The sequence below is a fragment of the Vibrio sp. nBUS_14 genome (genome assembly GCF_051201655.1).
In the GTDB taxonomy this organism is placed as follows: domain Bacteria; phylum Pseudomonadota; class Gammaproteobacteria; order Enterobacterales; family Vibrionaceae; genus Vibrio.
In genome coordinates this window covers 251,398-273,865 of the sequence record NZ_CP179207.1, presented here as the reverse complement: position 1 = coordinate 273,865, position 22,468 = coordinate 251,398, and the positions used below count along the sequence as shown (strand labels likewise).

The window sequence follows — 22,468 nt, the reverse complement described above, 5'->3', positions numbered from 1 at the left end:
ATTTTTCAGTCTTAGTTTGAAATTATATAAGTGCCAATGCGTTCTTATAATCATTAAATCATTCGATGGATTTTTTCTAGCTCTTATCTAAGTATTTGATTTAAGCACTTAGCTTTAATTACTTGGCTTTAATCACTTGGTTCTAACGTTAAATGCTTTGTTTAAGCGAGGCAGGAAAGGTCCAAAGAGTGTCTTTCATGACGCTTATTTTAGATTGAAGTAGACAGGAAAAGTTAAGCTTATTTCAAACGTAATTGATGGTTATGCAACGATGGTAATCCTAACGTTAAATGGTATAAATTGTAACCTAAACTCGTGGCAAGCTAGAGAATGAGTTTCGGATATTTATTCAGCAAGTTCTTAAACGGATATACAAACCGTTGGTTATTTCTGATGTGCTGTTATCTTGCAGTAAAAATTACCGAATAAACTGAGTTTTGCAGTAATTGTTTGGGATAAATATTCAAATCATTATTGTTTTCAGTGAATATTGTCGTAACAACTTGTTTACAATTCTGAGGTAAATAAAAGATAGGGACGGTTGAGATGTTAAACCTACACAAAAAATCACTTAATATTACTAATGTTCAAAACGCCAATTGCGTTGTTATGGTGCCACCAAAGGAATTTAAATTTAACGAAGAAACTGCACGTGATAATGAGTTTCAAAACAGAGTCAATCTGACTGAAGCTGAGGTTAAGTTAGAAACGATGGCCGAGTTTAAAACTATGGTCGCTTCGTTGCGTAAAGAAGGTGTGCAAGTTGTAGAGTTTGATTACCCTGAATTAGGCGTGGAAACACCCGATGCTGTATTCCCAAACAACTGGTTCAGCACTTGTGGTGATGGAAGCTTATTCACTTTCCCTATGGCCTGTGAAAATCGTCAACATGAAGTTAAGCCACATGCTCTTATTGAAGCGCTAGAAACGACTGGTCGTATTGTTAACCATAGTGAGTCTATGGAGTCGTACGTTGCTCAAGGTTCTTATTTAGAGAGTACTGGTGTGATGGTGATCGATCATATCAATAAGACGATCTATGCGGCGCTTTCTCAGCGTTGTGACCGTGAAGTGTTAGAAGATTATGCGAAGCGTATTGGCTATTCTCGCATGGTCTCTTTCCAAACAGCATTACCGTCTGGTCAGCCGGTTTACCACACCAATGTGATGATGGCGATTGGTGATAACTTCTGCGTGATTTGTGATGAAGTGATTCCAGAATTTGAGCGCCGCTTTGTGGTGAAATCACTGGCTAAAGACAAGCAGGTTATCTCTATCTCAATCGATCAGATGAACCGATTCTGTGGCAACATTCTGCAATTGGAAACAGTGAATGGCGACAAAGTGATCGCGATGTCTCAATCGGCATACGATGCATTCTCTCCAACTCAGTTAGCTCAGCTTTCGACACACGGAAAGCTACTGCCATTTAACGTGAAAACGATCGAAGACATCGGCGGTGGTTCGGTGCGATGTATGTTGGGTGAGGTGTTCTTGCCAACGCGACTTGATCTCCTGTAGCAAGTATAGCAAGCGACTGACTTCAGCCATGAATTTATGGATACCACTCTCATCGCAGAGTGGTATTTTTTTTTGTCTATCTTTGTATCGGTCTACCAGAAGTAAGAAGACAGCAATAAGAGAACCAGAGCTAGATATACGAGCTAACGCGCACAAAAGCTATGAAGCGTTCTTGAAAGTTCTGTGTTCGATGAACTGAGCAGACAGCGCAACCACTTCTTTGGAGTAAACAAGCGCGGTGTGATTGAGCTTGAGGGCGCAGGTATCTGTCGCGCCCCTTAGGTTGGCGTCTTCGAGTGTGACCGTGCCATCCCCTGGCCCTGGGTTTCGGCCTAATACAATACGTCCAACACCAGCATCGTAGGTACCGGTAATGACGCCAATTGGCACATCAATGTCGTAGTCACCCAAGCCATCACTTAAGATCATTTTGCTCGAACCAAATATAAAACTAAAACCGTGGTTAGACAGTGTTTTAGCGATAGTCGCGCCGTTGTGCGGTGTGCCTGCGGTAATGATGCAGGTGTCTGCAAAGTCGGGTTGGTAAAACTTAAAGTAGTGACGAATGAGCAAGCCACCCAGTGAGTGACCAAAGAAATAGACTTCATCGTATTCATTAAAACGCGCATTAATAAAGCGGTTGAGGCGTTTAGCGGCCGAAGGAAAACGTAGCGAGTTGTAGGCAAATTTGTGCGTTGTAAAGCCACGTTTTTTGAAATTTCTATCCAGATACTGCATGATCAACGCAGGCATATATAGACCATGAATTAAAACTATATGTTTGTTTTTATTATTCATTTTTGTCCTCCGTCTGATGGTGTCTCCAGTATATTTAGTCGCAAATCTAAACTCAATAAAACTTGCAGATAATGGGACACAAAAGACAGAGCGTCCGTTAATCCGATCGCACTCCACCATATACATCAATGGTTAAGCCACCTTCTTTGGCGTAGGTATTCGGTGTTAATCCGATGGTTTTCTTAAGGTAGCGAATCAGGTGTGGCTGGTCGCTAAATCCAAACTGGTAGGCGACGTCTATCCAATCAATGTCATCAAAATCTCGTTTGTACAAGTATTCGAGCATCGCCTCGAGTTTGTTCATTGATTGGCATTGTTTCAATGTCAGTCCTGTCACCTTGTTAAAGCTTCTTTCTAAGGTGCGTTGCGAGCAAAACAGTTTGTCGCCGAGCTCTGCAATCGGCGTTGTACCAAGCACTTCTAACACCTTGCGGGTGAGTTCGCAGTGTCTGTCGGTTTTACCTGTCTATAGCCAAGGCAGCAGCAGTTTATCCAACTGCTGACAACAAGCTTCAAAGTCGGTTTGAGCGAGCTTGATCAGCGACATTGCTTCGGCATTAGGATTACCTAACAAATTCGCGAGATCGATAGGGTTAACACTGTCTAGGTTAGGGTGCGGACAGTTTGGAATATTTAACGAGTACAAGGCGCCAACATGGAACTTGATACCCAAATGAATAAACGGTTTCGAGTGATCCAGTTCAATCGCTTATGGTGTGGCAGCAGCAAATGGCGACCAATGCCTTGATCGACTTGTTGCTCTATCGTGTAGTGATAAGGCTGGTCGTTTGGGGACAGAATCAAGTGTGCTGAAGGAGCTGGGTTGAGCTTGGGAAATTGATGAGTTTCGGCGTCGGGCGTTTTCTCGATCAACCAATAACAATCAATGTATTGAGCAACAACAGAGGATTTTGGAGACTGTAACCAATTGATCATTCGACATTCTATTTGAGGTTAGCGTTGTAATAACTATATGTGTCTATCGTTGAGGAAGATAGTTTTCTCTTTGCTGAATACGTAATGACTAGGGCGTGTTGATCTTTGCTGTACATTTCGTATTCACCAATACGTCGGTAGCCACATTAACATGAATGCCAGCGATAACATGCTGGCATAATTCCTTTCTAGCTTGTCATATCTTTTATCACAAATGATGGTATTAACTTCATCGAGTTGCTCAACTAAGCTTTCGGCATGCACTATATCGTGGCGTTGTCCTTCTGATATATCAAAGCAAATCGGCAAGCCACCACTATCCACGGCTAAGTGAATAGTGGTTGAGTTGCCCCCGCGACTTTTTCCTATTTGCTCTGAGCTTTCAGTAGCTGCACCTGTACTATGCTGATGCGCTCGAACTATAGAGCCATCAAGAAAGACCCATTCAAAATCAGCCATGCTAGATAAACTTCTGAAAAGTTTATCTAAAATCCCTTTCTTTGACCAAAGATTAAATCGTCTGTAAACGGTACTCCACTCTCCGAACTCAGGTGGTAGATCTCGCCAAGGAATACTGTTCAAAGGTAAGGAATCTCAATGTTTCCTGACCTGAACAATCGCGGCATAACTCACGTCAGAATGAGTCCCGGACAGACCTAACTTCTGCTCTACAATCTAAACACGGATGTTTGTTGAACACTTTCATGCTGTTTTCGCTATTTCAGATACACCCATCCTGTGAAACGCCTAAATTGACCTGATTTGGGCTTGAACCAGAGCATGGTGGACCAGCTCTGACAGCGGCTCCCCAGCCCTAAAGCGAAGAAACGTTAAACGGTGCCCACAAAGAATGCACTCAAACGGATCAACCTTCACATACCCTTTCAGCATAGCTGCGTAACCGGGCATTTCAGGTGCGTCTTTAGGTGCGACACCCAAGGCACCGTAGACCTTAGGGAGCATCTCACCACGACGTCGGTTTGATAGAAAACCGAAGTATCGAATCATTTTGAAGTGCTTATCTGGAATATGCTCAATCATGCGTTCTATCAGAGCTTCTGGACTCAAAATGAGGGATTCCGTTCGACCATTCCTATGGTTGAGGTAATCAAACGTCACCAAGCCTCCCTGGAAGTTATGTCGTAAACGCGACGCCGATATCGGTGGCCGTTTTAGGTATCGACCCAGGTAAGTCATGGTTGGCGTCACGTTGGCTGTTTTCTTTGCAAAGTGCAGTTTCCATCGACGGCAATATTGGCTGGTTAAAAATCGGGACCAATCTTGCTCATTACGAATGAAAGGGCAGTCCTCTCCACTCAAGTCTAACTCTGAGTAATTGGAGCTGAGAAGTTGAGTGATGGCACCGCGCCAACACTTCTCAGTGGTCTTAGCTTTAAAGAAAATCGGCTTCCATAGACCAGTATTCTTACATAAACCCCCACGGGTGACAGACAAATGGATGTGCACATTCCAATTCAGCTTTCTGCCGTAGGTATGAAGTGCACAGAACACGCCAATATCGATATCGAGTTGCTTTGCCCATCCTAAGAAGATTTTGGCTGCGCAGCTAAAGAGATGATTGAGAAGAAAACGATTATCCCGAAAGATGGGCCACAACGTGTGTGGTAGCGTCAACGTAACGTGTTGATACTCACACTCAGGAAAGACATGTTGTTGCTTTCGTATCCACCGCTCTGTGGCTTTTATGCCACAACTGCTGCAAAAGCGAGATTTACACGTCTGGTGAATGTATTTGTGATGGGTGCAGTCAGCATGAGTGCATCGATACTCTTTAGAGCCAAAAGCAGCGGTACTGCAAGCGAGCATCTTGGTGACGTTTTCAATGACGACGGTTCGGAGGGTTTCTCGGTACTTATTGAGGTAGTTCAGCCAAGTATCGTTGGCATTGAAGAGTTGTTTGATGGGCTTATTCGGATGCATGACCTATAGGATAAACGATTCATCCAAAGCGCCCTAGTAGGTTGAGTCTCTTTGTTTTCGGCCGTAGGCCGCTCAGGCGACACCGTCGTCGGTTCTCATTCGTTAAAGTATTCCTTCAAATGTCATTCGATGTTCAATTTTATCGTAAATACGACCTGTACTTTTCATAACTTGGAGTAGCAGTTCCCAGCGAATATCAGTTAGCATTGTTTTTGGCATGGTATTGGTTATAGTTTTATTTTTGGCGAAGCAAATTATAACTCTTTACCATGCTGTTCAAAAAAACACTCTCGAAAGATTAATACGCCCTAGTATGTTCAGCTTATTCTATGTGGTTCAATCACATTAGAAGTTGTATGAACCACCGAAGCTAATGCTGTTGAAGGCAAGTGTTTTGTCTTCTTTATACAAACCGTAGTCGTTCTCTACGCTTACTGCGTCTGCTTGCGAAATTAGACGAAGTGTTAGGTGTTCAACCGGCGTGTATTCAACACCTACACCAAAGTGGAAACCCGTACCGTTATCATCAGCGTAACCAGTACTCTTATTTGCGTTCAGATCAACAGAGCTTAAACCTGCCAAAACGAATGGACGGATTGTGTTGTCGAATGTGTAACCAAGATTTGCTGACAAAGAAACAGACGTCGGAGAGACTTTTGCAGTGCCTTGTTTGTAGTCTGCGTAATCATTGTAGCCAAGTTCAACACCAACGATACGGTTGAACTAGTAGCCACCATACAGGTTGTAACCCATGCCGTCCGAGTCTAGGTTGCCTTGACCGTCTGTATCAGAATCTTGGTACACACCAAGGCCACCACCGATGTACGCACCGCCGTCAGTTCCTGCTGCTAAAGCGGGAAGAGAAACCGTGCCGATTAAGCCCAGTGCTAATGCTGATTTCGCGAATTTGTTCATTGTTCTTACTCACTCTTTAATATTGTGCAGTATTAATCATTTATCTTTTAGGCCTTTTGACCGTTGGTGAGCACTATTCCATAATTTTATCGATTTTACTGTATGACTTTGTAATTTGAATCGTTACATCCGACATTCCGCACCTCATTTAGGAATAAATTGCTTCATATAGCTTACCTAGCAATTGAAGCAATCTCCTCTGATGGTCTTGAATGCCGGTGATAAACCATTGTTCGCCGAACTCAAGTGTATCGACCCCTTCAAATTTTAAAAACACCCAGCGAGCAGTTGGCTTAGATGTGGTTTTGTTCTTAACCATGCTTGGAAAAAATTCTTCAGTAACAGCCAACTCTTCACGTATCTTATGCTCGAGTCCAGCATAAACCATTAGGCTTAAGGTCATTATCATGAGTAAAGCTTCGATGCGTTGTGGTTTTTTTAAGAAGATAGATGATGTTAAAAACTCAGGGCTTTTAAGGAAGCGAAAACCTCGCTCGACTTTCTGTTGTGACTTGTAGTGTTCCAGTAACGCAGCCATATCGAGATCGGTACTTTCAGTATCATTGGTCGCAAGAATGAACATACCAACTTTAAGCTTCGCGAGTTTTACTTTTTCTAAATCAGTGAACGGATTTGCTTCAATTTTGTAGTGGTATCCAGTTGGAACCTCATCTTTTTTAGGGCGCCCTCGGCCAGCAAACTCGGGCACTTGCCGTATCTCACTTTGCTCGAAACTCAACAGTTGGCATTGACTCTGAAATTCACTCATAGCCTTTTGTGCATCAGTCGCACAGGCAAATTGTTTCTTAGCTAATTGAGCTAGAGATTTAAGCTCTTTGGTCAGATTTTTATCCAAATTTTTATAAAAAGTGGCTTCTTCTCGCTTTGTCGCTTGCTCGCTGTTCACTAACAACCATCGCTGCTTCACGTTGCCATAATCAGATTCAATCCAGTGCCCCGAATAACCATTACCGATAGGCTCTAATTGCGCTGGCGATAATGCCAGTAGAGCTTGTTTGGCCATTTTAATGGTCATTGGGACGCGTGTAATGAACTTCTGCTTTTGTTCATCAAGTGAGCAAATACTGTCTGACGTGTATAAAGCTGCATCAGCAATAAAGTAACGACTATTTTGCGCGGCTTTAAGACAGTGAATATGGCGCTTAGTGACCTCTGCAAATGCTTTTGCATCGTTCGTGTTTCCACTGAGAGCCTGCATATAAACAGGGAGCCCTGCTTGATTTTCACAAATTAATTCAAGGACAACCTGATTCAATTCAGGTCGGTGATCTCGACTATAACCTTTGACGAGTTGAATAGAATTAATGTCATCCTCTGCTGATTGAGCATATTCACCATCAACATGGAAACTCGTTATATCAAGGTGGACAGACTCTGTCTTGAGGCCCAATTTTTCAACGGTATGCTCTGCAATAACTTGATATAAAATAGATACATCAGCTTCAAATAAAGCATCTAATGTGCGCCCAAGAACATCATCAGTTAAGTGGTGCGCTTCTATGTTTTTAGCAAGCAGCTTTGATATTGGCTTTGTCTCGAAAAAGTCAGAAAACATATGCAATGTTCGACTATGGAAGCCCAAACCGTTCAAAATCATGGCTAGAACGGCATCACCGTGTGAGACATTATGCTCTGAATACTTAGGAATTATGCGGTCGATAAGCCCGGGTAAATCAATCTCATGACAGAATGCAGCGATTAATCCAAGATGATCTAAGCGTTTTATGACAGGTTGAGGAGCAGACATCGCAAGTTACCGGCAAATAAAAGTAATAGATCAAAACGGGGGATCTGCGTCAAGTCTCAACTGCAATCATTATTGATAAATGATCGTGGGATCACACTAATTAAAATGTAAGCGCGTCATAAACCCCGCATTCTAATCGCCTAGCGCGAAGAATAAGATCAAGTCTCCAACCATAAGGAGATTTGAAATGGGAAAACGACACACTAATCAAGAATGGCAAACGCTCATCGAGCAATCTGAATCGAGTTCATTGTCAACGCTTGCATTTTGTAAGCTAAATGAACTCAACCCCTCGACGTTTTACGCTAAGCGCCAGCAACTCAAAAAAGCAGATGTCTCTCAAGGCTTTGTACGGGCAGAGATCGTCGAAAAGACAACGAAATATCAAGCTCAAATAGCCACCGCTAACATGACACTTCTCATCAATGATGTGGAGTTGAGCATTCCTCAAGGCACGCCCGCTACCTACCTGGCAGAACTCATTGGAGCCTTGTCATGAAACATATGCTCAGCGCACCAGAGATTTATCTGTATCGTGAGAGTGTCGATTTTAGAAAGTCCATTAATGGCCTCGCGGCGATTATCGAAAGTGACACCGATTTACCCTTGGGAAGCGGCGCACTGTTCCTGTTCACCAATAAACAGCGCGACAAAATCAAAGTGCTGTACTGGGATAAAACTGGCTTTGCGCTTTGGTATAAACGCCTTGAAAAAGCCAAGTATAAATGGCCTACAAAAGAGAAAAATGAAGTGTTTACCCTGACTCAATTCGAGCTTGATAGACTGCTTTCTGGCTTCACGATTATCGGCCATAAACCCGTTCAAATAAACGATGTTACAATGACTTAATCGATAATAAAGCCTTATCTGCCAAGCGTTAACAGCATGATTTTAGTATAATAAATGCCATGAAAAAGACGCCAGATATCAACCCAGAAAGCCAAGATATTGCCAAGCTACAAGCGATGGTGAAAGCGCTGATGGCGTCAGAAAACCAATGGAAACAAGAGCGTCAATCTCTGCTTGAGCAACTCAAACTTGCTTTCGACCGCCAGTTCGCAAAACGCTCGGAGGCGTTAAAGCCTTACGATGAATCTCAAGGTGACCTCTTCAACGAAGTGGAATGTGAAGCCGCTAAGGGAGAGGTGGTTGAGGTAACAACGACCACAACGAAGAAGCGTGGTAAACGCAAGCCACTTCCAAAGACTTTGCCTCGTGAGGTTATCGAACTCGATTTAGACGACCATGAAAAACAGTGTGCATGCTGCCAACATAGTCTGCATAAAATCGGTGAAGACCGCAGTGAGAAACTTGAGTTCTCACCAGCCGTGCTCAAAGTGCTGGAATATGTTCGTCCTAAGTATGCTTGTCGTCAGTGCGAGCAAACTGAAGACAAAAGCCACATCGTTCAAAAGCCAGCGCCCCAGAGCATCATCCCTAAAAGCTTCGCGACAGAAAGCTTGCTAGCCAACATCATCCTTGGCAAATATCAATACGCAATGCCACTGTACCGCCAAGAGTCGCTGTTTACCCAGTCGGGTATCGAGCTATCACGAACCACGATGGCAAGGTGGGTTATCCAAGTCAGTGAGAAGTTCACACCGCTGTATGCGGCCTTGAAAGAGCATCTACTCCAACAAGTGGTGGTTCAGGCAGATGAAACGCCGCTCAATGTCCTCAAAGAAGATAAACAGTGTTATATGTGGCTCTACTGCTCGGGCGCAGACTCGCCCGACGCTGCACTGCCGAATGTAAAGAATATCGCCTTGTACGACTATCAAAACAGTCGCGCGAGGGCATGCCCTGTTGCCTTCTTGGGGGATTACAGTGGTTATCTGCAAACCGATGGCTATGGTGCCTATGATGGTCTTCATCACGTAACCAATGTTGGTTGCTTGGCACATGCACGGCGTAAGTTCATGGATGCTAAGAAGCTTCAAGGTAAAGGTAAGTCAGGCAAAGCAGATAAAGCGCTAGCCAAAATCCAGAAGCTCTATGGGATAGAATCGCGCTTAAGAGGTGCGACTGTCGAAACACGAAAAGCAGAACGTCAACTGCATGCCAAGCCGATACTGGATGAGCTGTACGAGTGGATGACGACTCAACAAGTGCTAGCGTCTAGCTCGCTGGGCAAGGCGATAAAATACACGCTCGGCCAATGGCCGAAACTTATCCGCTATATCGATGACGGTCATTTATCTATCGATAATAATCGTGCTGAACGCGCCATTAAACCGCTGGTCATTGGCAGAAAAAATTGGCTCTTCTCGAACACACCAAATGGTGCTGATGCGAGCGCGATGCTTTACAGCATCGTCGAGACGGCGAAAGCCAACGGCCTTATCCTCTACGACTACATGGTCAAGTGCATGAAAGAGCTAGCGAAAGCTGAGCCTGATATCGATGCGCTCCTACCTTGGAACTTCAAACATTAACAACATCGCCTCGTGGGTTCATGATTTTCTGTTTGCCGAAAGCCCAAGAAGCTTGCACGTTTGTAATGCGCCATCGCCTGCAGCGACTTCGGCAATGCCTATTGGTGAGTACATTTGTGGCAAGGTGATGCGTAAAACCGCCAGTTAATAGCGCTAAATTAGCGGATATTAGTAATAAAAAAGACCATCATTTCGATGGTCTTTTTGTATTTAATCGTTCGTTAAGAACATAACCTGAGAAGACGGTGCATTACGCTATAGACAGGTGCATCAAGCTACAGGCAGTAGAGGGAACTGCGATTTCTGAGAGAGACTTCTTCACCATTAAAGCTGTCGTATATATGGATATCGGGTTCAGCCTTAAGATAACGACTAGGGTTTTTTACCTCTCTCATCTTGATGTAGTTTTTGTGTGGCGATATTTTTTCAATTGCTTCTACTCGATAGTAAGTGTTGGGTTTAGCGAGTATTTCAGCTTCATCTGGTTTGAATGTGTAAGCGTTGATCGCCCGGCCTGCTGACTTTAACTCAATTTTGAATTGAGCGGCAGAGGCGCCTTCGTAAACGCCAGCCGACGAAAAGTTCTTGGCAACACTAGGCAGTGTCGATGTCGATAAAAAGGCTTTCTCGTGCAGAATATCACCAACATTTAGCTTATCCAGTAGCGTATTTTTTATCGATGAGCCACGGTAGACTGTGCCCTTGTAGTTAGGGAGTTTATTCATGACATTTCGCATATGAAAGACTCGCGACTTTAATGTACGACCAAACATTTCCGACAGATACCCTTCAGGCTCTCCAGCCCGCATGTATTCATTGACCACGTCGTGATCCACTCGGCCATAGTTTTTGATTGCGGAATACTCTTCAGGCACCATCTTTTTTTCTGCGTTCACATGATGAGTAGTAGCCCAATCCATTAAGTTATCAGCAATTTGTTGCTGGGTTTCATGGGAGAGTGGACGTCCTTTAAATTCCGCAAATTCCTCACTTTGTACCGAAAAACTTGTCAGTAAAGAGAGACAAAGCACCCAAATGAATTTTTTCATTGCTTGATCCTTAGCTTATGTACAAACGAGAGAGTGCCAAAATGACGCTTCTACTTCTTTGCCTGAATAGAGATTATATTTCTGAGTATTTTTGACGGCAGACGCCTTCACTGTCTCAACGCCGATGTAGGTATGGTTAGAAGCTCGCTCTATCTGGGTGATTCGAAAGTGTGCATTTGGCGCAAATAGAACCTCTGCTTCTTTGCTGTACTCCGAAAGCCCTGCAATGGTGTGACCCCCTTGATTGACCTTTACCTCAAAGAGCACTCGCTTGAGTCTTTGCGGTGAGTTGGGATGCACTACCGAAAAGCGCTTAGCGACTTCTGGCAGAGTAGACATTGAGGTAAATGCTGGCTCGACTAACACGTCCCCTTCTTCGATCTTATTTAGCAGAGATTGTTTTACCCAAGTCCCTCGATAGGTGGTCCCTTTGTATTTTGGCAGCTTGTTGAGGGCCGATTTAACCATGCGAATGTACTGCCTCGCATCCGCCCCGGCGACACCCCATGTTGAAGTGTCAGTTGCTCTTAGGTAGTCGTTAGCGGTCTGATAGCCGGAAATTGAAAAGTCTTCCACAGCTTCCTTTTCATTGGCAGTTATGAATGAGTAGCGCCAACCATTGGAAGCCTTTGACCAGTCTTTGAAGTCTTCTGCTAGTTGGGTGATTTCTTCCTCAGAACGGTTTGGCTGTTTGAGCGTATCAAACGGCTGAGAGAAGCTAGCAAAACTCAAACAACAGAGAAGTAATAAAAAACGAATATTCATAGTGGTCGTCCTTTATTGGTATTGGTAGCTGTTTGGGCTTAGGTCGCAAGGAATGCCAAAAGTATTCTGGTTGATTACGGCAGACTGAAGTGCGCGAAAAGTATTAAGTTGTTGTCGAGTGACGGCGTCGTACCATTCTGAGATAGGTGAAAGCCAGTACAGATTTTCTTCTTCAGCCACACTGAGAAGAGCGCTCTTAAGGTACGGATAGTAGATCAAGCAGCTGCGACCCGGTTTGTTGGTAAAGCTTTCATTTGTAAGGCTTAAGCTGTCTAGTTTTTGGTTGAGTTCTGAGGCTGGATTAAACAGTGCCTCAATTGAGCGCTCCAAACGGGCATCATAACTATCAGGGATTATGTCTGAAATCAGGTAACGCATTAGGTGCGCGGGTAGCATCTCTGAAAATAGAGCGGTAACCCCTTCTTCCCCAGAGGCGTAATGTCCCGTAGAGATATGTTGAGAGTGGATGATAGACGTGTAGCGTTGGAATTGACCCACTTGCGAATGTAGCCACTCAATACCGTTGCTGTCTGACACGCTTATCGCCTCGGCAAGTCGAGTTTTCACTATTCCTTTAGCCAGTTGTAGCGTATTACCTTGCAGGTCCGTAATGTCTAGTGATGAAGACTTGAGTGCTGAGTAAATTAATGGCGCGTTAGTTTCGAGATCGGCACTACCTGGATAAGTAAAACTAAAAAATTCTACTGCTTGCTTGGCCTGCCATTCACTTGCCAGCGCCACTGCGATGAGGCTTTCGAGCTTTTGATAACGCTTTGAGTGTACATTTGCGTATTTGCCCGAATAGTTAGTATGCCAATTGTTGATGTAATGCAGCGACGATTGACGTGATAGGTTCACTGTTTGTAGGTAAGAAGGGCTCCAGCCTGCGCATGAACTGCCACCTGTACATTTACCTCCTAGTTGCGCGGTTGAATCTAACAGCCAATGATAAACCTGCTGTTTATCGAATTCGGCTTGTTGTTTTAGGCGCTGCTGTGCAGAAAAATTCAAGATCTGTTGCTCTAACCAATGCTCCTCGTCTTCTGAGTTCCAGCCATGGTCAATCAAGGTGCTTAGCGTATCGAAAAGAACTCGCTTCACCGCTTCTTGATTAGGCGGGTAGATTTGCGCAATAACCGTATCTTCAGATGGATTAAACGGGCGAGTTTCCGCTGGTATCCAAGCATATTCGACACAGCCACGAAAATTAGGGTCTCCCCCGAGAATACCAATACGGACGCACTTTCTGTAACCGCTTTGGAGAATAATCTCTTTGTTGCGTATTTCTTGTGTGGTCGCAGGTCGGCCAAGAATGCTGCGTGTCATTTCGTCGATAGCGTTTCGTTCCGCTTGTGCCTTAAAGAAGTTATGCATGGTGTCTACAGAGCCTGAACTGAATAGTTGTTCAACGGCGATTTCACCTTGTGTAAACATTTCTTTTTGCAGCTTACTCTTGAGCAAATTGACATGGTTGTCCGCGGTTTCAATGATCTGCGTCTTTGCTGCTAATGTTCGGGTATAAAGTTGTTCCACAGCGGCTTGGTCAAGGCCCGGAATTTGTCCCGCTCGTAAGGCATCAAGTTTGGTAATCGCTTCATCCAATAGTTGCTGCTGGCAGTGTTGGAGTTTGGCAAGAGCTCGGTTGGCTTGGCGCTTTGACGGCACCGCTGGTGGGCGGTTATTGTTTTCTTCAACACCTTGTTGAGGGTAAAGCTCTGCCAATGATTGGGTTTCTTCATTACAGCTCAAGGCAATGTCTGATGCGAAAAGGCGAGAGCCTTGATGGTCGATTGCAAGCTGGCTAAAGAGGGTTTTGCGCAGTTCATGCTCGACACCGGTAATCAGCTCTTCTGCCATGATGGTTTGAGCTTGAACGACTTCTTGATAGTGCTGTTGGTATTTGAGTGCAAGATCGGTCGCGAAGCCTTGTGCTACTGCGTTTAACATGGCCTGCTGTTTGGATGCGAGTTCAGCCCAATGTTTTTTGTCTCTTAGATCTTGCTGAGTAATCAGGTCATCATGAACGCGATAACTATAATGGTCCCCCGCCGCAATCCTATCCCAACGGCTACTTAATATTTGACGATCTATTTCTCTGGCTGGAAGCTTTAATACGCCAAACCAATCGACCAATTCCATAACGGTGGAGAACCTGTCATAAGAGGTGCGCGATTCGTCCTGAAAGCTATTGGCAACGCTTTTTGCCCAAAGGCCGACCGCAACCGCATCACCAATTGGCCCCAAGGCTTCTAACGCGCCTTGTGCTAGTCTACTGGTTGAACGCCCCAAGGTTTCCATTAGTCGTGTCGCTTCTGCCTGTTCTATCGCAATCGCCGAGGCTGGCCCTGTCTCCAGTAATGTGGCGGTTTCTGGAAAAATATCACTGGCTTCGGATAGCGATGGTTTTAAGTCGATAATGTGTTCCGGCGCCGACGGAAAAAGGTTTTCAGGGGTAATGCCATCACTAAATGCATCGTAATTTTTTTGGCGGATTTGGTGGAAGCTCTCGCTATCTAAGACGTTATATTCGTCCCCAATCTTACAGATTTCAAAAGCGCCGGCGCTAGATGAAATCATGGCCGTAATGAGCGCTAATCTATTTAACTTCATAGAGTTATCCTTTTTTTGAGAAGTTGTTTGCTTATTTTAGAAAGCAAAAAGCCTCTCCTTGCCAATATGGCAAAGAGAAAACGAGGGGTTTATGTTGTTGGGTGGACACGGTAAATCGTTAATCAAGCCACTTTGTAAGGTGACTTGATTATTTAACTCAGATGTTGTGAGTTGGGGGAGCGATTTCCCCTATTTAGTGTTAAGTGAATACAGGGTTTAACTGTTTAGTTTGAACGTGCTCACCGCTTGCGTGAGTTTCTCTGACAGAGCAATAAGTTCAGAGGCTTTCTCTTGATTAGACGCTGACAAGCTATGGGTTTCGCGAGCTTTGTCATTGACGTCCACAATACTCTGATTGATTTCCCCCGCGACAAGTGTTTGTTCTTCTGTCGCAGTGGCTATCTGAGTATTCATATCTTCAATAACGGTGATTGAATTCGATATTTCGTGGAGTGATGTCTGGGCTTTTTTCGCATTCTGCATTGTGAGATCTGAAGCTTCTCGGTTAGTCAGCATCATTTCCATTGAGTTATTAGCTTCGTGCTGAAGTGAGACGATAACTTCTTGGATTTCGTTGGTACTTTGTTGAGTGCGGTTTGCGAGATTACGAACCTCATCAGCGACAACGGCAAAGCCTCGCCCTTGTTCACCTGCACGTGCAGCTTCAATAGCAGCATTAAGCGCGAGTAGGTTGGTTTGGTCTGCAATATCCTTGATGACATCCAGTACGGTGCCGATACTCGAGGTTTTTTCGCCAACGGTATTAATGACATCTGAGACTTCCTCAATACCGCGTGAAAGGTTCACAATACTGATATTCACAGTATCAAAGGTTTGGTTGCCCGATTGTGCCTCTTGAGCAGCTTGCATCGCAGCTTCTGAAGCTCGGTGAGCGTTCTGTGCAACTTCATCGACGGCGACCGACATTTCATTCATTGCCGTTGAGGTTTGTTCTAATTGCTCCATTTGGGAAGCGGAACTCGAATTTACACTGTCTGCGGCGGTCGTGATACCTTCTGCAAACTTAAACAAGTCGTTTGATGAACTGCGAATCATGTCGATCGTGGTGCTCAGCTCATTGACCATATCGTTAACTGCAGCATTGATACCAATCGCTTTCCCTTGTTGCTGGTTAATCGCGGTAAAATCACCTGAAGCCACCTTGGCAACCGTTGCTTCTATCTCGCTCGGCTCTCCCCCTATTGGGCGGTAAACCAATACTTCGACAACGTAGTACACGCAGCTTGCGCAAATAAGCAACAGTGTCAAAGAGGTGATCAGCGTTTCAGTAAGGTTATCTTGTGAGTCTTGATTGACGTTAGACCCTTTGTCCCATGCCCATACACTCCAACCAAGGCCTTTTATGTTAGCGGCTGATGCCAAGAACTCAGTGTTTTGATAAACATATTCAAAGCTTTCTTCACGAGAGGTATCTCGATTTTTGAAAGATGGAATTTCGTTGAAGATGTTTTTACCTACCATGGATGAGCTTTGTGCCGCTAAGATAAAACCATCTTCACGAGTGACAAAGATCTTGTTGTTCGTGGTGAGGTGTTCTGTGAACTTGCTGAGATCTTCAACCAAGATGTTAAGCGCGACAACACCCACAATTTTGCCTTGTTTGTAGATCGGCATGGCGAGGGACATCACCTGATCACCTGTTGTCGCCAGATAAGGGCGAGTAATGATCTTGTCTTGGCCGCTCATACCTTTCAAAAACCATTCACGTTGTTTGGTTTTGGCATTAAAGTTTTCGATGATGCCATTGGTTTTTGATGAGTAAGAGGTTCCGTCTGCTAATGAAAAGTAGACGTTGGTGACATTTATTGAGTGCATTGCGCTTTGGAGTGTTTTGACTGCACGCGAAGTATCGACTTGACCATCCTCAGTGAACGAAAGTTCATTGCTTACCAAAGTTAGAACATCAAAGTAACGATTGATCTTCTGTCCAATAGTGTCTGCGATAAGTTGAGACTTGTACCCTAACTGTTTTTTGTAACTTATGGTCGATGATGTTTCGAAGTTCTTCCAGCTTAAGAAACTTGTCGTCATGATCAAAATGACAGTCAGCCCCATAATAGAAAGAATGATTTTTAGTTTAGCACTCATAACTAGTTCCAATATAAGCAGTGTTTGATTATTTTTATAATTCAGGGTTATTCCTGAATGTAAATAATATAACACTTATAAAATGTACATATAACTCTGGAATTATTTATAGATAATATACATCTAGTTAATATATGCAATATTTATTAAACTCATTGAGGTCTTATTTTTTTGGTGTATGGAGTGCTTGTATTAATTGAACCGGTGTCTCGTAATTGAGCTGGTCTTACTTGTTGTGTGTATTGGTTATTTCTTTGTTTTCTTGAGTTCAACTCTTATTTTTATCCTTATTTTTAATAGGTATATAGCGTTGACTTACTTTAAATAAATAATTAAATGAAAGTTTGTGTAATTATATTTAAATTATTTATCGACTTAGGTGGTGGGTATTATATTCCTCATGATTAGAGAGCAATAGAATAAGCATTAACTAATTAAGTGATTGCTTTATTGTTCGTGTTGGTTATTTATAGAATTGAATATAAGGTGGACGTATTAGGAGTAAGGGGCTTAAACTACTTAATTAAAATATAACCTTTTATTTATATTTAGGGGTGCTTAATTAGCTTTTGGTGAAGTAACTATTTTCATCTTCATTGCCACTGACAAAAAAACGCAGCCAGTTCAGCTGCGTTATGTTTTCGCCTAAGTGGTTAGTTACTGCCAACCCGGCACGAAGTTAGCGACGATGGTGACATCGTTAAAGTTACGATAGCCGCGCACCATGATGTTGAATTCACCCGCTGGTCTGTTCAATACACATTGCTCGTTGCTGCTGTTCTGGTATGGACGGCAATCGTAGCTTGCTTTCGATACGGTGCCGTTGTGTTTCACGTAAAGGTCGGCATCGCCACTACGAGGGCCTGTTAATGTGACCGTTAACTGACCTGCACTTTGAGTCGTAAATGTGAAGAACTGCTCTTCACCATATCCTGCAGTAAGTCCTTCAACAGGCACGTCATTTTGCAGCTCTTTAGGACCTGTAACAGGCGAATCAAGGCTGGTTTCGACAAGGTAAGCAATGGCCAGTTTGGCGAACTTAGTCGCGTGTGTCGCCGTAGGGTCGGAGTTCTCAAGCGTGTCGTGCTGGGTATGAATACTTGGGTTGTAATCATTGAACATGCTCTCGAATGGCATGGCGGCTGGGTAGCCAACATTGTGCCAAGAGGCGTGGTCAGAACAGGCATAGCCACAATCATCGAAACCGTAACTGATCTCACTAGCGTAAGTGTCGATCAGCTCGCTCAAGTAGGCGGTTAAGTTACTGTCGGTATAGTCTGTGATGAAGGTAATATCGTGCGCTGAACCGTTGTAGTTGGTCATGTCTAATTGCAGTACTGATATAACGTTTGCTTGCTCATCTCTTAAAGCGTTGGCGACATCTTGTGAGCCGCGCAGCCCTACCTCTTCTGCAGCATAGCCATAGAACTTAATGGTTTTGTCTGGCTGAATGCCACTGGCGATCATCAGGCGAAGCGACTCTGTTACCGTTGCAATGCCAGACGCATCATCATCGGCTCCCGGTGAGATGGTGCCTTCGCTTGTCCAAGATCCAACGGTCGAATCAAGGTGTCCACCAACAACGACGATCTCTTCAGGATATTTAGCGCCAAGCAGTGTCACTTCAACGGATTTTTGTGGATATTCGGCATGCGTGATCTGGCGTGCAGATGCGTATGGTACATCCTTAATCTCGGTTTCCCAACGCTCTAAAAGCCAATCTGAAGCAGCGACACCAGTAGAAGTAGTATAAAAACGGTTGGTGAAGTTGGTTAGATTTTCAATGGTCGTAACCATGTTGCTTGACTCAACTTGAGCAAGCAAATCGTTGACCGTATCTTGATGGCTGATCACCGGCTTTTCGAAGGTGCTCATTGTTAGTGGCATTGCCGAAGCTTTAAGCGCACTTGCTTTGTCTTCGTGCACCATGTAGCCACCACAACGGTGAGTCTCTTCGTGCATGTGGCTCGAGAGCGCAGCCAGTTGTTTCGTGTTGATTTTTGCAACGACCGAGTGTTTGTTTCCATTCACCGCTGGGTACACCGTTGCACCGTGTTCAACTATCAGGTGCTGAGCGTCAGCATCGGTTGTGATCCAAACTTCTGAGTTTTTTGGCGGTGTAATCCCCAGGGATGCGTAAGCCGTAGCGCTGCCAAATAGAGCCACAGCGAGAATGCTTTTTTGAATAGCCATTTAATGTCCTTTCTATCGTTGATATTGTTGCTTTTCTGATTGCTTTAGTTATGAGGGCTTTCATTACCCACATAGTCAAAGGGCTCCTTTCGGAGCCCTGAATTTACTATCGATTATTGTGTTTTAATGAAACGGTAGTGCTTGGTTTCTGAACAGATATCGCTTGAGGTACACACTTGGTATTCAACATCTACTGTGCCGTTGTGACGGAACTTGTCGACGTATGAGTTAAAGTCTGTAGCACCAACATTCTTACCATTACGCTTAATCACGAAGTAGTCATTGGTGTCGTAATCCCATGCCAGCTTAACGCGAGCTTTGCCATTCGGGTTTTTGTTACCAAACTTCAGTTTTAGTGGGAAGCCTTCTGCTGAGTCACCTTCAATCGTAATCGACTTGCTTGTTGATGTTGCAACGCCTGCATCGTCAGTCACGGTTAGAGTCACCACGTAGTCGCCAGCTTCAGCGTAGGTATAACGAGTCACTTCACCGGTTTGTGTGTTGCCATCACCAAGGTTCCATTGGTAAGAGACGATCTGACCATCGCTGTCCGAACTTGTGCTGCGCAGTTCTACTTCTTTGCCGACAATGGTGTGTTCGAAAGAAGAAACTGGCGGTATGTTAGCATTGCCTGATTCGTATGATGCTTTCAGATTTGCACCTGCGTAATCTGAGTAACCCAGAATGTTCACCGTGTAGCGACCAGCTATTGGGCTTTCAATCACACACACTTCGTCAGTCACGCTTTCACTCTTACAGATATTCTCTTGCGGGCTTGGTGCGTAATCTAGACCGACATACATATCCGGATCACCAGTAGATACCGCAAGATCAATCGTTAGCTTGTCTTGGCCTTCTGGTACTTCGATATCGAAGTAAGTTTTTGAGCCGGTTTCACCAGCAACTGCAGCTTCAACACCGTTTTCAAGGCGTTGATATTCCGGTTCTGGCGGCAGTGGTGGCTCTGCACATGGGGTAACACCCACAAGAGCGAACGCAGAAACAACGTCATCGGCATTGTAGCCGAGGTCGTTTGCTGAGTTTTTCACGCCACAAGCACCCTGCCAGAAGTCACTGTTTTCCGACCAGTAGATTTGGTTGGATAGCACGAAAAGCTCGAATGCTTTTTTAGTATCCCAGCCTTGTGTGGTTGCAAGGTGATAGAAGGCCTTGTTGAACACACCAGAGCTGTAGTGCACATTTAAGCCATCGTAATACTCAGATGCGTTGTTGATTGAAGAACCATCTCGTGATGGATCGTCCATGTAACGCAGAGCTCCATCGCCTTTAAAGATATTACGGCCGACCATCCAGTCGTTGGTGCCTTTCATGTAGTATTCCGCCGCTTCACCTGCCATATCAGAGAAAGCTTCGTTCATACCACCTGATTGATTCGCGTAAATCAAACCTGAGTTTTGTTCTGTAAAACCGTGGCTCACTTCATGCGCTGACACGTCCAGGCTAACAAGTGGGTAGAAGAAGCTTTCACCATCGCCAAAGGTCATTGCCTTGCCATCCCAGAATGCGTTCTCGTAGTTGTTACCGTAGTGAACACGCATCATGAGTTTGAAAGAGAGTGGCGCTGTGTCGAACCAGTTCTTATACATGTCGAACACGATGTTACCGAAGTAGTGCGCATCGTTGAGTGGAGAGAAGGCTCCGTTCACTTCTTTATGCTCGTTACGAGGACATTCGTAGCTGTAAGTAGTGTCGCCATCGGTCGCACCATTTAGGTCAACGGTGACAACATTCTCCGACTCCATCACACACTCTGTACCATTTTCTACCACATCAAGGTAGTGGTAGTCGGTGCCGTACTCGTACATACCTGTTTTTTCATTACCACCGGGACCAGTACCGATCTGTGCGTGAGCAATACCTTCCCAACGGTCGATAACTTCGCCAGTGTGCGCGTCTAGCATGGTGAATGGTCGAGTCGGTTGTTCGCTGCCTTCAACGAGATAAGAGATAACGTAGACTAGGCGTGTTTTATCCGCACCTTGTTTACCAATGCCTTGTTTATCGGCTCCTTGGTTAGATGTCCCCTGATAAATAAACAGCTCATGTTGTACGTTGTCTAGAGATTTGCTGGTTAAGCCCTGAACCTTGAGATCTTTACTCGCAAGCTCAACGGCTTGGGATCTGTTGATTGATGGTTTAACAAAAGATCGCTCTAGGGTCGTCGTTTTAAGGTAGCTGCCTTGAACCGATTTAAGTGCGCCACCTTGTACACTTTGAGTGGCGTTTAGGTAATGCCCCCAAACGGGTGTTCCCCAAATGTTCTGTTGGATCTTAACTTTGTAGATACCACGCTTTTTGAGGTTAACTTCCTTCACCATCTTAAAGCTAGAAGCGTTACTGACACCTAACTGAGTGTTCAACCCAGAAAAGCTAGTAAAGTTGATCGGTTGATCGATGTTAACGGATTCACTTGCATGCACTGTTAAAGACATAGCACTCGCTATAGCAACGGCAACTAAACGCTTTTTCATTTTCATTTTCATTGTTATTTTCTCTTTCCATGTAAAATCTATGAAAACGTAACAAAATTATCGCAACGAATTTACATTATTCGATCTGATTAATTAGTAGCATGGCAATGATCTCTTTTATTCATGAAAATTATATTTCTCGTATTTACAGATAGTTATCGTTTCTGTTTATTTTTGAATGCACTTATATGTTTATTTATAAAATTATGACACTTTTATTGATTGTTATTTTTTTATAGAAATTAAGATTTCTGGGTAAATTTATCTGTGCCTCAATTAACGAATTTTGGGCTGATAGAAGGATTAACGATTTGGGCGTGTTAGTTTAAGCGGGAGGTAATAAAGCGAATTTAGGGGCCATTTTGATAAGAAATTGAAGGTTTTTAGGCTTATTTTTAGAATTGTTACTTATAAGAGGGCAGGGTAATTAAGAACTTATTTGGCACAGAGTACAAAAACGGCTGGATGAAAAAATCCAGTGACGAGGTCACTGGCTTAGATGAACTTAGTTTGTACAGGCTAGCCTTTAAAGGCATATAGGCTTTAGTAAATTACTGCTTCTTACCGCCAACTTGAACGTAGTCGATACCGATAATACGGTTGATGACACCCAGAACAGAGCTTGTGTCAGAGTTTGTAGAGCGAATAGTCTCAATCGTAGTGCCTTCTGGTACTCATTCCATTGCACGATCTTGTGTGTTACCAGCAACTTGGAAACCGACAATGTTGAAGCTCTCAGCGTGCGCTGTGTAAGCTTCTTCGTTGTGGCTGATACCTGAACAACCTGCTAGAGAAACAATGCCTAAAACAACTAATAACTTTTTCATAAAAATACCTTAAGAATGATTGGAATCGAGATGGCAAGCCACAAAGGCAATGTCATGATTATCTAGATTCAATAAGTTCATGGGGGACAGCATCCCCCGACCGATGTTG

Annotated in this window: 13 protein-coding genes and 6 pseudogenes; 5 read left to right on the top strand and 14 right to left on the bottom strand. The window is 44.0% G+C overall.

The annotated features are described in order from the left end of the window. Positions 1-546: 546 nt before the first annotated feature. Positions 547-1,521: an arginine deiminase-related protein gene (locus ACMAZD_RS18790; RefSeq protein ID WP_435250155.1), complete on the top strand. Its 975-nt coding sequence runs from the start codon at positions 547-549 to the stop codon at positions 1,519-1,521. A gap of 159 nt (positions 1,522-1,680) precedes the next feature. Here ACMAZD_RS18790 and ACMAZD_RS18785 read toward each other — a convergent pair whose 3' ends face one another. From ACMAZD_RS18785 to ACMAZD_RS18755, 7 genes and pseudogenes are all read right to left on the bottom strand, one after another. Then, positions 1,681-2,319 carry an esterase/lipase family protein gene (locus ACMAZD_RS18785; protein WP_435250154.1) on the bottom strand — a complete coding sequence of 213 codons (639 nt, stop codon included), beginning with the start codon at positions 2,317-2,319 and terminating at the stop codon, positions 1,681-1,683. 97 nt (positions 2,320-2,416) lie between these two features. Next, a pseudogene (locus ACMAZD_RS18780) lies at positions 2,417-3,255 on the bottom strand (helix-turn-helix domain-containing protein). Positions 3,256-3,378: 123 nt separating this feature from the next. Further along, positions 3,379-3,828, bottom strand: a pseudogene (locus ACMAZD_RS18775) (IS5 family transposase); the annotation flags it as partial. Positions 3,829-4,002: 174 nt separating this feature from the next. Continuing rightward, a complete protein-coding gene (locus ACMAZD_RS18770; RefSeq protein ID WP_435250153.1) occupies positions 4,003-5,196 on the bottom strand; it encodes an IS91 family transposase in 1,194 nt (397 codons plus the stop codon). Between the two features lie 105 nt (positions 5,197-5,301). After that, positions 5,302-5,415, bottom strand: a pseudogene (locus tag ACMAZD_RS18765) (IS5/IS1182 family transposase); the annotation flags it as partial. Positions 5,416-5,541: 126 nt separating this feature from the next. After that, positions 5,542-6,111, bottom strand: a pseudogene (locus ACMAZD_RS18760) (porin family protein). Between the two features lie 148 nt (positions 6,112-6,259). After that, on the bottom strand, positions 6,260-7,879 hold the full coding sequence (locus ACMAZD_RS18755; RefSeq protein WP_435247103.1) for an IS1634 family transposase: 1,620 nt from the start codon (positions 7,877-7,879) through the stop codon (positions 6,260-6,262). 187 nt (positions 7,880-8,066) lie between these two features. Between ACMAZD_RS18755 and tnpA the strand changes: the two genes are divergently transcribed. From tnpA to ACMAZD_RS18735, 4 genes and pseudogenes are all read left to right on the top strand, one after another. After that, positions 8,067-8,378 (top strand): IS66 family insertion sequence element accessory protein TnpA, encoded by a 312-nt coding sequence (gene tnpA, locus ACMAZD_RS18750; RefSeq protein ID WP_016767112.1) that lies wholly within the window; start codon positions 8,067-8,069, stop codon positions 8,376-8,378. Then, the gene (tnpB, locus tag ACMAZD_RS18745; RefSeq protein ID WP_435247104.1) at positions 8,375-8,728 is read left to right on the top strand and encodes an IS66 family insertion sequence element accessory protein TnpB; all 354 of its coding nucleotides are present in this window, start codon (positions 8,375-8,377) and stop codon (positions 8,726-8,728) included. The genes tnpA and tnpB overlap by 4 nt, the downstream gene beginning before the upstream one ends. A 59-nt stretch (positions 8,729-8,787) precedes the next feature. Further along, a complete protein-coding gene (gene tnpC, locus ACMAZD_RS18740) occupies positions 8,788-10,314 on the top strand; it encodes an IS66 family transposase (RefSeq protein WP_435247105.1) in 1,527 nt (508 codons plus the stop codon). A 16-nt stretch (positions 10,315-10,330) separates the two neighbouring features. Continuing rightward, positions 10,331-10,462 (top strand): annotated as a pseudogene (locus ACMAZD_RS18735) (L-2-hydroxyglutarate oxidase); the annotation flags it as partial. A gap of 127 nt (positions 10,463-10,589) precedes the next feature. Here the strand turns inward: ACMAZD_RS18735 and ACMAZD_RS18730 are convergent. The 7 genes and pseudogenes from ACMAZD_RS18730 to ACMAZD_RS18700 all read right to left on the bottom strand — a co-directional run bounded on the left by ACMAZD_RS18730 (position 10,590) and on the right by ACMAZD_RS18700 (position 22,359). Further along, positions 10,590-11,363, bottom strand: a complete 774-nt coding sequence (locus ACMAZD_RS18730; protein ID WP_435250152.1) for an ADP-ribosyltransferase — start codon at positions 11,361-11,363, stop codon at positions 10,590-10,592. Positions 11,364-11,378: 15 nt separating this feature from the next. Next, on the bottom strand, positions 11,379-12,128 hold the full coding sequence (locus tag ACMAZD_RS18725) for an ADP-ribosyltransferase (protein WP_435250151.1): 750 nt from the start codon (positions 12,126-12,128) through the stop codon (positions 11,379-11,381). Positions 12,129-12,140: 12 nt separating this feature from the next. After that, positions 12,141-14,738: a hypothetical protein gene (locus ACMAZD_RS18720; RefSeq protein ID WP_435250150.1), complete on the bottom strand. Its 2,598-nt coding sequence runs from the start codon at positions 14,736-14,738 to the stop codon at positions 12,141-12,143. 216 nt (positions 14,739-14,954) lie between these two features. Continuing rightward, positions 14,955-16,847: a methyl-accepting chemotaxis protein gene (locus ACMAZD_RS18715; RefSeq protein ID WP_435250149.1), complete on the bottom strand. Its 1,893-nt coding sequence runs from the start codon at positions 16,845-16,847 to the stop codon at positions 14,955-14,957. A gap of 657 nt (positions 16,848-17,504) precedes the next feature. Next, positions 17,505-19,040: a M28 family metallopeptidase gene (locus tag ACMAZD_RS18710; protein WP_435250148.1), complete on the bottom strand. Its 1,536-nt coding sequence runs from the start codon at positions 19,038-19,040 to the stop codon at positions 17,505-17,507. 113 nt (positions 19,041-19,153) lie between these two features. Further along, a complete protein-coding gene (locus ACMAZD_RS18705) occupies positions 19,154-21,538 on the bottom strand; it encodes a M4 family metallopeptidase (protein WP_435250557.1) in 2,385 nt (794 codons plus the stop codon). Between the two features lie 545 nt (positions 21,539-22,083). Continuing rightward, a pseudogene (locus ACMAZD_RS18700) lies at positions 22,084-22,359 on the bottom strand (hypothetical protein). Positions 22,360-22,468: the final 109 nt, after the last annotated feature.

Excerpts from the sequence above, each read along its gene's own strand:
- ACMAZD_RS18790 (WP_435250155.1), top strand. The coding sequence starts at position 547 with ATGTTAAACCTACACAAAAAATCACTTAATATTACTAATGTTCAAAAC.
- ACMAZD_RS18785 (WP_435250154.1), bottom strand. The coding sequence starts at position 2,319 with ATGAATAATAAAAACAAACATATAGTTTTAATTCATGGTCTATATATG.
- ACMAZD_RS18770 (WP_435250153.1), bottom strand. The coding sequence starts at position 5,196 with ATGCATCCGAATAAGCCCATCAAACAACTCTTCAATGCCAACGATACT.
- ACMAZD_RS18755 (WP_435247103.1), bottom strand. The coding sequence starts at position 7,879 with ATGTCTGCTCCTCAACCTGTCATAAAACGCTTAGATCATCTTGGATTA.
- tnpA (WP_016767112.1), top strand. The coding sequence starts at position 8,067 with ATGGGAAAACGACACACTAATCAAGAATGGCAAACGCTCATCGAGCAA.
- tnpB (WP_435247104.1), top strand. The coding sequence starts at position 8,375 with ATGAAACATATGCTCAGCGCACCAGAGATTTATCTGTATCGTGAGAGT.
- tnpC (WP_435247105.1), top strand. The coding sequence starts at position 8,788 with ATGAAAAAGACGCCAGATATCAACCCAGAAAGCCAAGATATTGCCAAG.
- ACMAZD_RS18730 (WP_435250152.1), bottom strand. The coding sequence starts at position 11,363 with ATGAAAAAATTCATTTGGGTGCTTTGTCTCTCTTTACTGACAAGTTTT.
- ACMAZD_RS18725 (WP_435250151.1), bottom strand. The coding sequence starts at position 12,128 with ATGAATATTCGTTTTTTATTACTTCTCTGTTGTTTGAGTTTTGCTAGC.
- ACMAZD_RS18720 (WP_435250150.1), bottom strand. The coding sequence starts at position 14,738 with ATGAAGTTAAATAGATTAGCGCTCATTACGGCCATGATTTCATCTAGC.
- ACMAZD_RS18715 (WP_435250149.1), bottom strand. The coding sequence starts at position 16,847 with ATGAGTGCTAAACTAAAAATCATTCTTTCTATTATGGGGCTGACTGTC.
- ACMAZD_RS18710 (WP_435250148.1), bottom strand. The coding sequence starts at position 19,040 with ATGGCTATTCAAAAAAGCATTCTCGCTGTGGCTCTATTTGGCAGCGCT.
- ACMAZD_RS18705 (WP_435250557.1), bottom strand. The coding sequence starts at position 21,538 with ATGAAAATGAAAAAGCGTTTAGTTGCCGTTGCTATAGCGAGTGCTATG.